Raw genomic sequence first — 13042 nt, 5'->3', positions numbered from 1 at the left:
TCCAGAAACGAGAAGCCGGGCCAACCGGGGCCCGGTCCGGCGCTGAGCGGCTCGTCCCCGGCAGGGCACGGCTCGTCCGGGGAACACGGCCACTTGTCCGATCCACGTGTTCCCTGCGCGGGACGGCCGGTAGCTGTATAAGTTGCATATGAGCGTTCCCGAGCCCGAGCTGTCCAGAGGCACGCCTTCCGCGAGCGATTTGCCCCCCTATGTGTATTTCTTCGGCTGGAAGCGCTTCGTGGCGACGACGGCCGTCATCTTGGCCATCTTCTTTTGGCCTCTCACGCCCTCCGACCCGCAGAGAAACAACACGGCGAACCTGCTCTTTTTGACGACGGGCGTGCCCGCGCTCCTGCTCGCGCTCTCGGGGGTCTTTCACTGGGCCACGCGCCGGCGCCTCAGCTCGGCGAAGACCCTGCTCGTGAGCCTCGCCGTTGCCTCCATCGCGGGCACGATGCTCATCCTGGGCTTCTGGTTCGTGCAGCAGTGGTTGCATATCCCGCAGCCCCCCGGGCCCCCCGCGACGTATCCGCGCGTCATCCGGTTTGGGATCACGTTCGGCCTCTTCATTTGCGCCATATGGGCGCTGGCGTTCTTGTATCCCTTCGCCACGGAGGATGCCCGGCGGCGCGCGTTCGAGGCCGAGAAGCTCAAGCTCGAAGCCGAGAAGCTCAAGCTCGAGGCCGACAGGCTGCGGACCGCGGGCGAGCTCGTCCGGCTGCGCGCGCAGCTCGAACCCCATTTCCTCCTGAACACCCTCAACGCCATCGCGGGCCTCGTCACGCAGGACCCGCGCGAGGCCCGCCGCCTTCTCGCTTGCCTGGCCCACCTCTTGCGCGACGCGCTGCACGATGTCGACGAGATGCGGACGCTGGGGGAGGAGATCGCATGGCTGCAACGTTATGCCGAAATTCTGGAATCGCGCCACGCAGGGATGTTGCGCTTTCAGTGGGACATCGCGGATCGAGCCACCGATGTCCTCTTGCCCCCGCTGCTCCTGCAGCCGCTCGTGGAGAATGCCGTGAAGCATGGCGCCCTGCGACGAGATGGGGGCGGAGAGGTGCGGGTGTGCGCGGCGATCACGGAGAGCGGTGACGGGGCCTCGCGGCGCCTCGTCTGCACGGTCGAGGACAATGGCCCCGGCATACCGGCCAAGCCGACGCGCTCGGGGGCATTGGGTCTGCACGCGGTGCGCCGGCGCATGGAACTCAAATACACGGATGCGAGCCTGCAGATTGAATCATCGGCCGACGGGACACGATGCACCGTCGAGCTCCCCTGCGTCCTTCTGCACGCGCCGCGCACGATGAGCGCGAACCTGGAGGTTTCTCGATGAATACGGTTCCCGCGGCGGGGGATGCCTACCGGCTCCGCGCGCTCGTGGTCGAGGACGAGTGGCCGGCCCGCAATTACCTGGTCGAGCTCATCGAAGCGTCGAGCCTCGCCGGGGTCGTCGGCGCCGTCGCAAGCCTGGGCGAGGCGCGGCAGGCATTGCATCTCGCGGCGGGCGGAGCCGAATTGGACGTCGTCTTCGTGGACATCGCGCTCACCGGCAGCGACGACGCCACGGGGCTCGATCTCGTGCGCGCCTCGGTGCACGATCCCCGCCGGCCGATGTTCGTGCTGGCCACGGCGTTCAAGGAGCACGCCATCGAGGCCTTCGCGCTCGGCGTCGACGATTACCTGCTCAAGCCCTTCACGCAGGAGCGCGTGGACCAATGCTTGCGCCGCCTCCACGCGCGCAAGCGCCCGTCGCCGGCCGCGGGCCCGCTGCGCATCGTCGCGCGCCGGGGCAAGAACCTGGTTTTCCTCGAACCCAGCGAGGTCTGGGCATTCGAGGCCGCCGATCGGCTCACCTCCGTGCACACGCCCCACGGCACGTTCGACCTCGACCTGTCGTTGGCGTCGATCGAGGCGTCCTTCGGGCGAGCGCTCACGCGTGTCCACCGAAACTGGCTCGTCAATGCGGCCTACATCAAGGAGCTCGAGCGCGACGGGGGCGATACGCGCATTTTCGTCGGCATAGGCATCGGCCCCGAGCGGCGCGGCGTGTGCGTGCCCGTCTCGCGCGACCGCGCCCAACCCGTGCGCGATATGCTGCTCGCCAGCGCCACCGGCCTCCGCCGCGGCTGAACCACCTCGTCGGCGCCGATCACGCGCGCCGGGGCGCTCGGGAGGGCGCTCCTGGAGCCGTTTCGTGTTGTCCTTGATCTTTGCGACGGTCCGTCGTAAAAAGACAAGCGAGCGGAAGGCGCTTCAACGTGGCCTGGCCAACGAGCGTAGGAGCTTTCCATGAGCAGACAGCGTTCAGCCTTGGTGGTCGGACTTGGCGTCGCCGGCATGGCATCGGCGATTGGATTGCGGCGAGCGGGATGGCAGGTGACCCTGATCGAGCGAGCGCCGCAGCGTCGTCTCGGCGGCTATTTCATCGGGCTCTTCGGTACGGGCTTGAGCGCCGCCAAGCGGCTCGGCGTCATGCCCGATCTCCACACGCGCACGCCGAAAAACGCGAAGACGTGGGACGTGACGCGCGCCGGCGATCGACACAGGATCAACGGATTCCTCGATCAACCGGGTGATCCGCAAGGCGTGCTCCGTGGCGACATCGAGGCCGCGTTGTTCGAGAACCTCGGGGACGTGGAGGTGCGCTACGGAACCGTGCCCACCGCCATCGTCGATATCGGAGGCGGCGCCGTCGTCACGACGCAAAGCTCGCGGACGGGCAAAGCGCAGGACGAGCGATTCGATCTCGTCGTGGGCGCCGACGGGGTGCGCTCGACCGTGCGGCGCCTCGTCTTCGGCCCGCACGAGCGTTACCTGAAGCCCCTCCACGCGATGATCTGCGCGTTCCAGCTCGACAAACAAGTGCCGTATTTCCCGATCAACGATGGCATCGTGCTCGCCGAGCCGGGCCGCTCGTTGTGGGTGTTTCCGTTCGAGGATCGCCCGCCGACCGCGCTGTTTTCCTACCGCACCCGCGATATCGACGCGCAGTTTCGCGCGTCGGTCGGGACCGTGCTCCGGCGCGCGTATGGGCCCGAGCCCTTCGGCGAAATCCTCGACCACGTCTTCGAGCAATTCGACGGTTCCAGGGACTTCCTCTTCGACTCCGTGAACCAGGTGAGCATGCGCTCTTGGCGTTCCGGTCGCACGATCCTTTTGGGGGACGCCGCGTGGTGCTTGACCCTCTACTCCGGCATGGGCGCGTCGCTCGGGCTCGCCGGTGGCTCGCTCCTCGGGGAGCTCCTTTCGCGACATCCCCACGAGATCGACGCTGCGCTCCGCGCGTGGGAGGAACGGCTGATGCCCTTTGCCCGCCAGCATCAGCGGTCAGCGCTGATCAAAGCGCAGTTCTTCACGCCGAGCAGCCCGATCATCGACATCCTCTGCAAGGGTTTGATGCGGCGGGCCCAGGGCAAGAAACGTTCGGAAGGCGCCCCCACCGCCCTGGAGCAGTTCCTCTCCGGACCGGTGAACGTCGAATTTGCCGCGTAGAGCATCGATCGGTTTGACAACCGCTCGATGTTCTACGATGACGACATGAATGCCCAGGATCGACGCGCCCACGATCGCCGAACATCGGGACATCATCTGGAAACGGCTGCGCGACAGCTTCCTTGAAGCGATCGAGGCGGAAGGTTACGCGTCCTTGTCTCTCGCCGGCGTGGCGAGGCGCGCCGGGATTGCGCGGAATACGATCTACAACTACGCGCCCACGAAGGACGCGCTGCTCGTCGCCGTCGTGAAGTCCGAAGTCGAGCCCTTCGTGGCCGCGCTCGTGGAGGCGTCCTCGGGGATCGACGACCCCGAAGACCGGCTCGCGCTCGTCGTTCGCCGCCAGTTGGCGGCCCTCGTCCCGGGCGTCCGCGGGCTCCCGATCGTCAACATGACGGAGACCATGTTGCCCGCGGAGGTGAGCGCATCCCTCACCGCATGCTTCGCGCCCGTGCTCGCGATCGTCGCGGGTATCGTGGAGCAAGGCATTGCAGCGAGCGTGTTCCGTCCCGTCGCCGATGTGCCGCGCCTCGTGGATATGATGGTCGGCGTCATGGTCGCTGCGCGCCGCGCGATCCTCGCGGGGGAGCCGCCGGACTTGATCGCGGACGAAACGACCGAATTTTTGCTCGGGGGCCTGCGGGGACGCAAGACCCGCGGCCGGGCTGAGCAGAAACACGCCAGCGCCGAAAGGCCTCCCGCCACCCCCTCCTGACGACGTTTCCTGCGTGGCGCCCGCCTCCGGCGGCCTCCCCGCATCGGAATTTCACGTCCTGATTTAAGTCACTTGACTTCATAAGTCGCGTGCCTTAGAATCGTGGCTGGAGGTCTTGATGAGCACTGATAGCAGTGAGCAGGTCTTGGATTATCCGTTGCGCGCCCCCACGGCCGTCGACCCGCCGGAGGAGTGGGCGAAGCTCCGCCAGGGTTGTCCGGTCGCCCATATTCGGCTGCCGAGCGGCGACAAGGCGATGCTGATCACGCGTTATGACGACGTGCGCCAGGTGCTCTCGGATCCGCGGTTTACCCGCAACCTCGCCGAGGAAGGCGCAGCGAGGATCACGACCAACGAGGGCGGCAGCGTGTTCGAGAACAAGGACGCGGCCGAGCTCTCGGGTGGCGAGCAGCACGAGAAATGGCGGCGCTTCATCATGCGGTGGTTCACCGTCAAGCGCATCTCTGCCATGCAGCAGAGCATCGAGACGATGGCCCATCAGCTCATCGACAAGATGATCGCGAAAGGCCCGCCCGCCGACCTCGTGAGCGACCTCGCGTTCCCCTTGCCGGTGTGGGTGATCGCCGAGATCCTGGGCATCGCCGTGGACGACCGAGACAAACTCGCCCACTGGTCCAATTCGATGCTCACCATGACGCAGTTCACCCAGGAGGAGGTCGACAAGGCCCAGATGGAGTTCGTCCATTACCTCATGGGCCACATCGCGAAGAAGCGCGCCGAGCCCGGGGATGATCTGCTCAGCGATCTGATCCGCGCCGCCGACCAGGGCGAGCAGATCAACGAAAAGATCCTCCTGATGACGGCGCAAGGCATCCTGGTGGCCGGGCACGAGACCACCTCGAACATGATCGGCAAGATGATGGGCATGTTGCTCTCGGATCGGAGGCGCTGGGAGCAGCTCGTGGCCGAGCCCTCCCTCGTCCGCAGCGCGGTGGAAGAGGTGCTGCGCTTCGACGCGAATGCGGGCTTCGGGCTCCCGCGCTTCATCAGCGAGGAGATCGAGCTTTCGGGCACGAAGGTGCCGAGCCGCTCGACGATCATTTGCAGCATGGCCGCGGCGAACCGGGACGAGAAGGCGTTCGAGCGGGCCGACGAAATGGTGCTGAACCGCTCGCCGAACCCGCACCTCACGTTCGGCGCGGGGGCCCACTCCTGCGTGGGTCAGGCGCTCGCGCGGACCGAATTGCAGACGGTGCTGAGCGTGCTCCTGCGTCGTTTGCCCTCGCTCGATCTCGCGGTCGCGCCGAGCGAGCTGCCGCGCCGCGAGGGCCTGCTCGTCGGCGGAATCGAGAAGGTCCTGGTACGCTGGTGAGCATGGCCAGCTCGAGAATGAGACATTCGCACGGAAACGATACGCGAGAGGTCATCCTCGACGCGGCGGAGAAGCTCTTCGCCGAGCATGGGGTGGCGGCGGTTTCGAACCGCCAGGTGAGCGAGGCGGCCGGCCAGGCGAACAACTTCGCGGTCGGTTATCACTTCGGCACCAAGAGCGATCTGGTGCTCGCGATCGTGCGGCGGCATGTCCCCTTCATCGAGCGGCGGCGCGAGGAGATGCTGGCGGAGATCAAGGGTTCGTCGGACCTGCGCGATTGGCTCGCGTGCCTCGTGCGGCCGACCGTCGACCATATCGCCTCGCTCGGGACGCCGAGCTGGTTCGCGCGTTTCTACGCGCAGGTCATGACGGACCCTGTTTTGCGCAAGCTCGTGACGGACGAGATGATGGCCACGCCGGCCATGCAGAAGAGCATCGCGGGGCTCGGGCGGTTCATGCCGATCTGGCCCAAGGGCGTGCTGGAGGAGCGCGGCGACATGTGCCGGCAGCTCGTCGTGCACATGTGCGCGGAGCGCGAACGCGCGTTGCAAGCGGGGAGCGCCACGCCGCGGGCCACGTGGGACGCGGCGGCGGTAGGGCTCGTGGACGCGCTGGTCGGCCTCTGGACGGCTCCGGTGACCCCGACGAAATGAAACGAAAGCGGAGAGACGCATGGAAACCAATTCGAAGCTCAAGGTGATCGTGGACTATGACAAATGCTGCGGCGCGGGCCAATGCGTGATGGTCGCGCCGAAGGTCTTCGATCAGCGGGACGATGGCATCGTGATCGTGCTCGACGCCGAGCCGCCGCCCGAGCAGTACGGGCCGGTTCGGGAGGCGGCGGCCGTTTGCCCTGGCGCTGCGATTCGGCTGGGCGAGAGCGCGTGATGAAAACCCCGTCGCGCGTGCTTGTCGTTGGCGCGTCCCTGGGAGGCCTCTCCGTCGTGGAGGCGCTCCGGCGTGAGGGGTACGCGGGCGGGGTCACGCTGCTCGGGGCGGAGCGGCACCTGCCTTATGATCGGCCTCCGCTCTCGAAAAAGGTCCTGTCGGGCGCGGTGGAGCCGGAAAAGACATTTCTGCGCTCGGAGTCCGCGGTGGCGCAGCTCGACGCGGAGGTGATCCTCGGAGATCCGGCGGTTCGTCTGGACCTCACGGCGCGCGAGGTGCACACCGCGGCGGGCCGGGTCTTGCGCGCGGACGTGATCGTGCTGGCGACGGGCATCGAGCCGCGGCGTCTTCCTGGGCAGGAGAAATGGGCGGGCGTGCACGTCTTGCGGACGGTGGACGACGCGGTCGCCCTCCGCGCGGATCTGCTCGAGAACCCGCGTTTGGTGGTGGTCGGTGAGGGCGTGCTCGGGACGGAGATTGCGGCGACGGCGCGGAGCATGGGCCTCGCGGTGACGCTCACGGGCCCGCAATCGGCGCCGCTCGCGGGCCAGCTCGGGCCGCTCGTGGGCGGGGTTCTCGCCAAGCTGCACGTAGAAAAAGGCGTCGATCTTCGGCTCGGCGTGGCGGTGAAGCAGCTCGTCGGCGGCGACGACGGGCGCGTCGCCGGTGTGCTCCTGGAGAATGGCGAGATGTTACCTGCGGACAGAGTCGTGGTGGCGATCGGCTCGCGCCCCGCGACCGGCTGGCTCGCGGGCAGCGGATTGGACATCTCCGACGGCATCGTATGCGACGCGCGCTGCCGCGCGGCGGAAGGCGTGTATGCGGTGGGCGACGCGGCGAGCTTCCATCACGAGGGCCTCGGGGTGCGGCTGCGCTTGGAGAACCGCAGCAACGCGGTCGAGCAAGCGATGGCCGTGGCCGCGAACATCGTCGGGAAGGACGAACCCTACACGCCGGTGCCGTTTTTCTGGACGGACCAATACGAGACGAAGATCCAGACGTTTGGCATCCTCTCGCCGGAGGCCGAGGTGGCCGTGGTGGAGGGGGATCCCGAGAAGCGTCAGTTCGTCGCGTTGTACGGGAAAAACGGCAAGGTGATCGGGGCGCTCGGGTGGAATGCGATCAAGGCAATACGAGCGTACCGGCAGTTCGTCGTGGATGGGAAGCCGTGGGCGGAGGTGGGGGTCCAGGCTTCCTGACGCTCCGAAACGGCCTCTTGCCGCACCAGGGACGTCAGGCGGCAGCCACGTCGACGGAGCACTGCGCGCCGGGCTGAAATCTCACACGCAGATGCTTGAGACCGTTCAGATGCACCGCTCCACCATGCTCGAGCGGCGCTGTGTCGGCCCGTTCCAGATGAAGACACCGATCGAGGATCACGTCCAGCGCGGCCCGCATCTCCTGCCGGGCCAGGGCCGCGCCGAGGCAAAAGTGGATCCCATAACCAAAGGAAAGATGCGGGTTCGGATCGCGGGTGATATCGAATTGGTCCGGATACGAAAAAACATTTTCGTCGCGGTTTGCGGTGGCCGCGACGTAGAGCAGCCGATCTCCCTCTTCGAGCGTGTGCCCTTCGAGATCCACCGTGCGCGTCACGACGCGCGGCACCATGTACATGGGCGGATCATAACGAAGGATCTCCTCCACGGCCGTGGGGAGCAGGCGGCGGTCACGCCGGAGCTTGTCCAGTTGATCCGGATGGGCGAGGAGCCAGCGAATTCCTTGTCCGATCCCGTTCGCCGTGGTGCCGTGGCCCGCCGAGACGAGGAGCATCGTCAGCGAGAGGACCTCCTCCGTGTCCAGCCGTGCTCCTTCCACGTCGGCGTGAACGAATCGGCTCAGCAGGTCCTCCATGGGTCGCGTGCGGCGATCCTCGATTTCCGCGAGCAAATACCGGCGCATCTCCAGGAGCGGGCCCCGGTGGTCGGCCTCTTTCTCTCGGGTCACGGTCGGGGCGGCGGCGGCCGCGATGTAATGCGACCAGCGGAGGAAATGTTTCCAATCGTCGCGGGGAAGGCCGAGGATTCCCGCGATGACCATCAGGGGCAGCTTGTCGCTGATGTCGGCGACGACATCCATGGCGCCGGCCTCGATCACCTCGTTCAGAACCCGATGGGCGAGCTCGTAGGTACACCGCTTCAGCCTCGCGACGGTCTGCGGCGTGAATGCGCTCGCGGCGAGAGCACGCAGGCGGGTGTGGTCCGGGGGATCCAATCCCAGGAGCGCCGGAGCCGACGTCGCATCCTTGAATACGTTTTCGATCCCGTTCCGACAAGAGAATGTGTGCGGATCGGTGAGCACTCTTCGGACGAGCCGGTGCGAAAGGACCAGGTACATCTCCCTGGACGGCTCGAAGTGGACCTCGCCTTTTCGCGCCAGCTCCTGATAGTAGGGCAGACCGCTCGAATGGGGCTCGCTGAAGGTCGATGAGGTCATACATACGCTTCTGTGGATGTTTGGTGGACCACGCTCATCGAGCTTCAGCGCACGCGAGCCGCGTATCTTAGCGCAGCCGCGCATTGGCGAGCAACGCGGGCGCCGGCGAAAGGGCGGCTCGTGCACGATTACGACGCGGCGGCGGGGCGCCTCGGAGGGAAAGGATACGCGTAGGGCCCGGCACGTGGATGGCCACGTGGGCGAAGGCCAACTTGGGCGATCCTGTGGATGCTACGGGACACGGAGCGTGCATGCATTGCTCGTGCAACCCGGCGGATGGCCGTTCATTGCCAACCGATCTCGGGCCACCGATGCCCTGCATAGGCCACGCACCGTAGGGCCAGCCAAAGCATTGGCACCCGCGGGGCCGAACATGATCGTCGAAGATTTCCTCCCTCCCGGGCCTCGGAGGACCCACGCCGCGGGCCGCGCTGCCCGAGAGGGCGCGGGAAACGATGCCCTGCCGAAAAGTTGGCCCACGGCGCGCTTCTGTTGTCATGCATGTGGCAGGTGGATCTGCGCGCGCTCCCGCCCGATGTCCTGCTCGTCCTCCTCGCGGCGGCGGCGCTGCTCGCTTTGGTGCAGACGACGCGTATCGTTTGGCGTGGCTTCTGGCGGCGGCGCACGATCGCGATTCGTCGGGAGCGAGGCGCGGCGGGCGAGCTTCGCGCCGAGGGCTTGCTCCGGGATCTCGGCTTCACCATTCTCGGTCGGCAGGTGGCCGTCACGTATGGCGTGCGGGTCGACGGGGATCCCGTGGCGATCGATCTTCGCGCCGATTACCTCGTGGGCTGGGGCGACAAGCGTTTCGTGGCCGAGGTGAAGACGGGCCGCGCTGCGCCGCGGATCGACACACCCGGCACGCGCCGCCAGCTCCTCGAATACCGCATCGCCTTCGACGTGGACGGGGTCTTGCTGGTCGACGCCGAGGCCGAGCGTGTGCACGCGGTGGAGTTTCCTCTCGGCGAAAGTGAATCCCCGCGCCCCTCGCGCCTGGCCTGGCTGCTCGCGGGCGCGGCGATCGGCGCGGTCGCCGCGGCGGCTGCGCGGTTCGTGCTCTGAATCAGGCGTTTCGCCCGCCTTTCAAGCCGGGGCCACGAACACGGTCGCCAAGAGCTCGCCTCCGGGGGCAGCTTTGTACATCACCCGGATGACGCGATACTTGGTCTCCTGCCCGCCCTGTTCGAGCAACAAGAGCTCCCCTTCACGCGGGATCGTGGGCCCCCGGAAAACCTGTATCAGCTCCCAGGATTCGTGGCAGATGCGGTGCAACGACGAGGACAACATGACGTGCGCCGGAGGCTACCACGTCTTTGCGACGGCGGGGATCCCTGCTGCTTGCTCGGCTCGGCGGGGTCTGGTCGACCCTCCTGGAGGGTGGTAAGGTATGCCATGTCGAAGGCGCCGAGCCCCGCCGTCATCCCGCCTCACGCCTTCGCGCGTGCGCAATGGCAGGCTGCCGGGCCTGCGAGGCCCATGGCCGCCGGCCCCTTGAAGATTCTCACGTGGAACGTGTGGTTTGGTGCCCACAAGTCCCGCGTGCGTCAGGACGCGCTTCTCGCGGAGATTTCGCGCCGGAGCCCCGACGTGATCTTGTTGCAGGAGGTCACCCGCAAGCTCCTCGCCGCAATCGTGGATACTCCCTGGGTCCGCGCCGGTTATCAGGTGTCCGACGTCGACGGCAGCACCTTCAGCCGTTACGGCGTCTTGCTGCTCTCACGTATCCCCATTCGTCGCCTCGTCATGCTCGATTTGCCGACGGAAATGGGTCGACGCCTCCTCTCGGCCGAGCTTTCCTGTGGGATCACCGTGGCAACGGTCCACCTGGAGAGCACGTCGGAGTGCGTGTCGACGCGTGTTGCGCAGCTCGGGATCATCCAGCCTTACCTCGCGGCATCGAGCCCCGATGTGGTCTTCGCAGGCGACATGAACTTCGCGCCGGATGCCGCGGCCGAGAATGCCGCGCTCGACCCCACGTTCGTCGATGTCTGGCCTGCCTTGCACGGAGATCGTCCGGGCCACACGGTCGACACGAGCATCAACTTCATGCGTTACGTGATGCACGCCGAGCATTCCCACAAGCGCATCGACCGCGTGTTCTTGCGCAGCCGCGCATGGTCGCCTCGCGCGGCGACGCTCGTCGGCGTCGAGCCGATCGACGAAGAGGGCACGTTCGTCTCCGATCACTTCGGAATCGAGGTCGAGTTCGCGCCTGCGTGAAGGAGCCGTGCTGCGGGCCTCAGTCCCAGATATGAGGCGCTTCGAGTTTCGAGACGTTCCCTTGCGGATCGTAACGAACCACGAGCGAGGCCCGCGGCGGGATTGGGATCGAGGGGAAGACGTCCACGGAGAGCCTCGTGCAAGGCGCGACGATCTCCCGCAGAGAGACGAGCTTCTTCTGAAAATCGGCCGTGTCGACGCTCTCGTGCCGCTCCTCGTACGAAAACGTCACACGATCACCGCTGACGGTCGCGGTCAGGCACGGCTTCTGATCGTCGTGCCGAAATGAAACATAGGTGCGACCGGTCGGCGCGAGGGAGAACGGGATCACCGGGGCGCCCACCGCGAATTGCTGGAACATCGTCTGCGACGCCTTCTCGATCTGTTGCATGCTGACGTGGACGGCTGCGATCGAGACCCCGAGCAATACGAGCAAGACCCCCGCACATCCGAACGCGAACTTTTTCATCCGTCGCCCTCAACGTTCGGAGAACATCCGATAGAGCCGCTGCCACGCCTGGTAGAGCGCCGGATCCCTCCGGAGCCGCTCCTTCCACGCCTCGTCCACGGCCTTCCTCGCGTGTGGCTCCGCCAAACCATACCGCGCAAAGATCCGTTCGGCCTCGTCCGGCGACGCTGCGAGCTTCGCGCACAGCTCCGCGTGGGCTTCGAGGGATAGCTCGGGCGGCATCGCGCCCTCGAAGGGGGCCGTCGCCGGTCCCGTGTCCTCGTTCGTCGAATCATCCTCTTTCGGATCAAAGGGCAGCGCTTCCCCGGGAACGAAGGCCGGGAGTGGCTGCGTGACGGCCCTGGCCTGGTTCTTCGTGGCGGCCTTGCCTTTCGTTGTCTCCTGGAACGGCAATACCTCGCGCGGCGCGATGAATCCGACGGGCAACGTCGAGCCCAGATCCAAGCCCTTCGTGTCGCCCGTGGCCAGCGTCGCTTCACGCTGGAAGGGAAGAGGATCCGCCGGAATGAACTCCTGCGCGGGGAGCGTCTGCGCGAGCCGATCCACGGGCTCCGCCTCCGCGGGCTCCGGCGCAAACGATACCAATGGCCGCGGTAGCGGGAGCTTTTGGAACGGCATCGAAGGCGCCGCCGCAAGGGAGACCGGTGGCAGCGTATCCACGGGCAAATCCGGATCGGGCGCCGGTGGTTGCGGCGGCGGCTCGATGGCCATGGATGCGATTAGCTTTGCGTCTCCCTCGTGTGGCAGCGGCGCGAAGAAATCGGCCGGGGCCGCCTCGGGCGCATCGTCGTCCTCGCGAACGTCCTCGTCGTCGATCGGCGCCTCGTCCTCCGGAAGATCCACCATCTCCCCCAGCGGGGCCGGCGGATGCAGAATGCCTTGTCCCGGCCGAGGCGTGGGCACGTCGCCGGGCGTCGCCGCAAGCAAACGATGCGCATGCTCGCGGAGGGACGGCTCCTCCATCAATCGTTTTGACCACAAACGATGTAGCGTGAACACGTCGGCGAGGCGGAGCCCGAACCCGGCGAGCCAAGGCACGGGCTCCTCCTGCGCGGCGAAGTGCCTGGCGAAATCGAGCCACGCGCCGAGCTCCTCGTCGAGCGGCGGGATGGGCCTTCGGTAGCGTTCTGCGGCTTCCGCCTGGCACGTGTCGAAGAGATGCAGGAGCTCCTCGGCGTCGTCCTCCGCCAGGCGCTCGTCCCACGCGGCCTCGGCCTTGGCGTGCCGCGCCGGATCCACGCCCTCGTTTTGCAGCACGTCTTCGAGTGGCCAGCCCGCCGCGAGGCCCGCGCGCACGCCGGCGAGCTGCGCGAGCGCCACGCCCGCGAGCCGCGGATGCGCGCGCGGGTGCTCGCCCGAGGCGTCGACGGAGGGAGTCGTCGCGGGGGAAGGCGTTTGCACGTGGACATTCTAGACACGCCGCGCACGCGCCGACCAGCGCGAAGCACAATACGTCGTTTTATTGCGCCCGTATTGAATTCGCTCG

General features: G+C 66.8%; 14 protein-coding genes. 10 read left to right on the top strand and 4 right to left on the bottom strand.

Annotated elements, in window-relative coordinates; genetic code table 11:
• The first annotated feature begins 148 nt into the window (after positions 1-148).
• The 8 genes from E8A74_RS03945 (at position 149) to E8A74_RS03910 (ending at position 7630) form a co-directional block, all read left to right on the top strand.
• Positions 149-1336 (top strand): sensor histidine kinase, encoded by a 1188-nt coding sequence (locus tag E8A74_RS03945; RefSeq protein ID WP_136927565.1) that lies wholly within the window; start codon positions 149-151, stop codon positions 1334-1336.
• Positions 1333-2133 (top strand): LytR/AlgR family response regulator transcription factor, encoded by an 801-nt coding sequence (locus E8A74_RS03940; protein ID WP_170228840.1) that lies wholly within the window; start codon positions 1333-1335, stop codon positions 2131-2133. Before E8A74_RS03945 ends, E8A74_RS03940 begins: the two co-directional genes overlap by 4 nt.
• Positions 2134-2292: 159 nt before the next feature.
• Positions 2293-3495: an FAD-dependent monooxygenase gene (locus E8A74_RS03935; RefSeq protein WP_136927563.1), complete on the top strand. Its 1203-nt coding sequence runs from the start codon at positions 2293-2295 to the stop codon at positions 3493-3495.
• A 49-nt stretch (positions 3496-3544) separates the two neighbouring features.
• Positions 3545-4210 (top strand): TetR/AcrR family transcriptional regulator, encoded by a 666-nt coding sequence (locus E8A74_RS03930; protein WP_136927562.1) that lies wholly within the window; start codon positions 3545-3547, stop codon positions 4208-4210.
• 118 nt (positions 4211-4328) lie between these two features.
• Entirely contained in the window at positions 4329-5543 is a 1215-nt protein-coding gene (locus E8A74_RS03925) for a cytochrome P450 (protein WP_136927561.1), read from the top strand.
• A 17-nt stretch (positions 5544-5560) separates the two neighbouring features.
• Positions 5561-6196 (top strand): TetR/AcrR family transcriptional regulator, encoded by a 636-nt coding sequence (locus E8A74_RS03920; RefSeq protein WP_232379364.1) that lies wholly within the window; start codon positions 5561-5563, stop codon positions 6194-6196.
• Positions 6197-6215: 19 nt separating this feature from the next.
• Positions 6216-6431 (top strand): ferredoxin, encoded by a 216-nt coding sequence (locus tag E8A74_RS03915; RefSeq protein WP_136927559.1) that lies wholly within the window; start codon positions 6216-6218, stop codon positions 6429-6431.
• Positions 6431-7630, top strand: coding sequence for an NAD(P)/FAD-dependent oxidoreductase (locus tag E8A74_RS03910; protein WP_136927558.1), 1200 nt, complete (start codon positions 6431-6433; stop codon positions 7628-7630). Before E8A74_RS03915 ends, E8A74_RS03910 begins: the two co-directional genes overlap by 1 nt.
• Before the next feature lie 34 nt (positions 7631-7664).
• Here E8A74_RS03910 and E8A74_RS03905 read toward each other — a convergent pair whose 3' ends face one another.
• A complete protein-coding gene (locus tag E8A74_RS03905) occupies positions 7665-8867 on the bottom strand; it encodes a cytochrome P450 (protein ID WP_170228839.1) in 1203 nt (400 codons plus the stop codon).
• A gap of 501 nt (positions 8868-9368) precedes the next feature.
• On the opposite strand from E8A74_RS03905, the gene E8A74_RS03900 reads away from it, so the two are divergent.
• On the top strand, positions 9369-9929 hold the full coding sequence (locus E8A74_RS03900; protein ID WP_232379363.1) for a hypothetical protein: 561 nt from the start codon (positions 9369-9371) through the stop codon (positions 9927-9929).
• Positions 9930-9950: 21 nt separating this feature from the next.
• Here the strand turns inward: E8A74_RS03900 and E8A74_RS03895 are convergent, their stop codons facing one another.
• Complete coding sequence (locus tag E8A74_RS03895) at positions 9951-10154, bottom strand: hypothetical protein (RefSeq protein WP_136927556.1); 204 nt, start codon at positions 10152-10154, stop codon at positions 9951-9953.
• Positions 10155-10259: 105 nt separating this feature from the next.
• Between E8A74_RS03895 and E8A74_RS03890 the strand changes: the two genes are divergently transcribed.
• Positions 10260-11087 (top strand): endonuclease/exonuclease/phosphatase family protein, encoded by an 828-nt coding sequence (locus E8A74_RS03890; RefSeq protein ID WP_136927555.1) that lies wholly within the window; start codon positions 10260-10262, stop codon positions 11085-11087.
• A gap of 19 nt (positions 11088-11106) precedes the next feature.
• Here E8A74_RS03890 and E8A74_RS03885 read toward each other — a convergent pair whose 3' ends face one another.
• Together E8A74_RS03885 and E8A74_RS03880 are read right to left on the bottom strand one after the other, a co-directional pair.
• A complete protein-coding gene (locus tag E8A74_RS03885; RefSeq protein WP_136927554.1) occupies positions 11107-11556 on the bottom strand; it encodes a hypothetical protein in 450 nt (149 codons plus the stop codon).
• Positions 11557-11565: 9 nt separating this feature from the next.
• The gene (locus E8A74_RS03880; RefSeq protein ID WP_170228838.1) at positions 11566-12957 is read right to left on the bottom strand and encodes a hypothetical protein; all 1392 of its coding nucleotides are present in this window, start codon (positions 12955-12957) and stop codon (positions 11566-11568) included.
• Positions 12958-13042 lie beyond the last annotated feature (85 nt).

The organism is Polyangium fumosum, from assembly GCF_005144585.1.
Taxonomy (GTDB): Bacteria; Myxococcota_A; Polyangia; order Polyangiales; family Polyangiaceae; genus Polyangium; species Polyangium fumosum.
This window is presented reverse-complemented; position numbering and strand designations above follow the sequence as displayed.

Coding starts and splice junctions, on each gene's coding strand:
- E8A74_RS03945 (WP_136927565.1), top strand. CDS start 149: ATGAGCGTTCCCGAGCCCGAGCTGTCCAGAGGCACGCCTTCCGCGAGC.
- E8A74_RS03940 (WP_170228840.1), top strand. CDS start 1,333: ATGAATACGGTTCCCGCGGCGGGGGATGCCTACCGGCTCCGCGCGCTC.
- E8A74_RS03935 (WP_136927563.1), top strand. CDS start 2,293: ATGAGCAGACAGCGTTCAGCCTTGGTGGTCGGACTTGGCGTCGCCGGC.
- E8A74_RS03930 (WP_136927562.1), top strand. CDS start 3,545: ATGCCCAGGATCGACGCGCCCACGATCGCCGAACATCGGGACATCATC.
- E8A74_RS03925 (WP_136927561.1), top strand. CDS start 4,329: ATGAGCACTGATAGCAGTGAGCAGGTCTTGGATTATCCGTTGCGCGCC.
- E8A74_RS03920 (WP_232379364.1), top strand. CDS start 5,561: ATGAGACATTCGCACGGAAACGATACGCGAGAGGTCATCCTCGACGCG.
- E8A74_RS03915 (WP_136927559.1), top strand. CDS start 6,216: ATGGAAACCAATTCGAAGCTCAAGGTGATCGTGGACTATGACAAATGC.
- E8A74_RS03910 (WP_136927558.1), top strand. CDS start 6,431: ATGAAAACCCCGTCGCGCGTGCTTGTCGTTGGCGCGTCCCTGGGAGGC.
- E8A74_RS03905 (WP_170228839.1), bottom strand. CDS start 8,867: ATGACCTCATCGACCTTCAGCGAGCCCCATTCGAGCGGTCTGCCCTAC.
- E8A74_RS03900 (WP_232379363.1), top strand. CDS start 9,369: ATGTGGCAGGTGGATCTGCGCGCGCTCCCGCCCGATGTCCTGCTCGTC.
- E8A74_RS03895 (WP_136927556.1), bottom strand. CDS start 10,154: ATGTTGTCCTCGTCGTTGCACCGCATCTGCCACGAATCCTGGGAGCTG.
- E8A74_RS03890 (WP_136927555.1), top strand. CDS start 10,260: ATGTCGAAGGCGCCGAGCCCCGCCGTCATCCCGCCTCACGCCTTCGCG.
- E8A74_RS03885 (WP_136927554.1), bottom strand. CDS start 11,556: ATGAAAAAGTTCGCGTTCGGATGTGCGGGGGTCTTGCTCGTATTGCTC.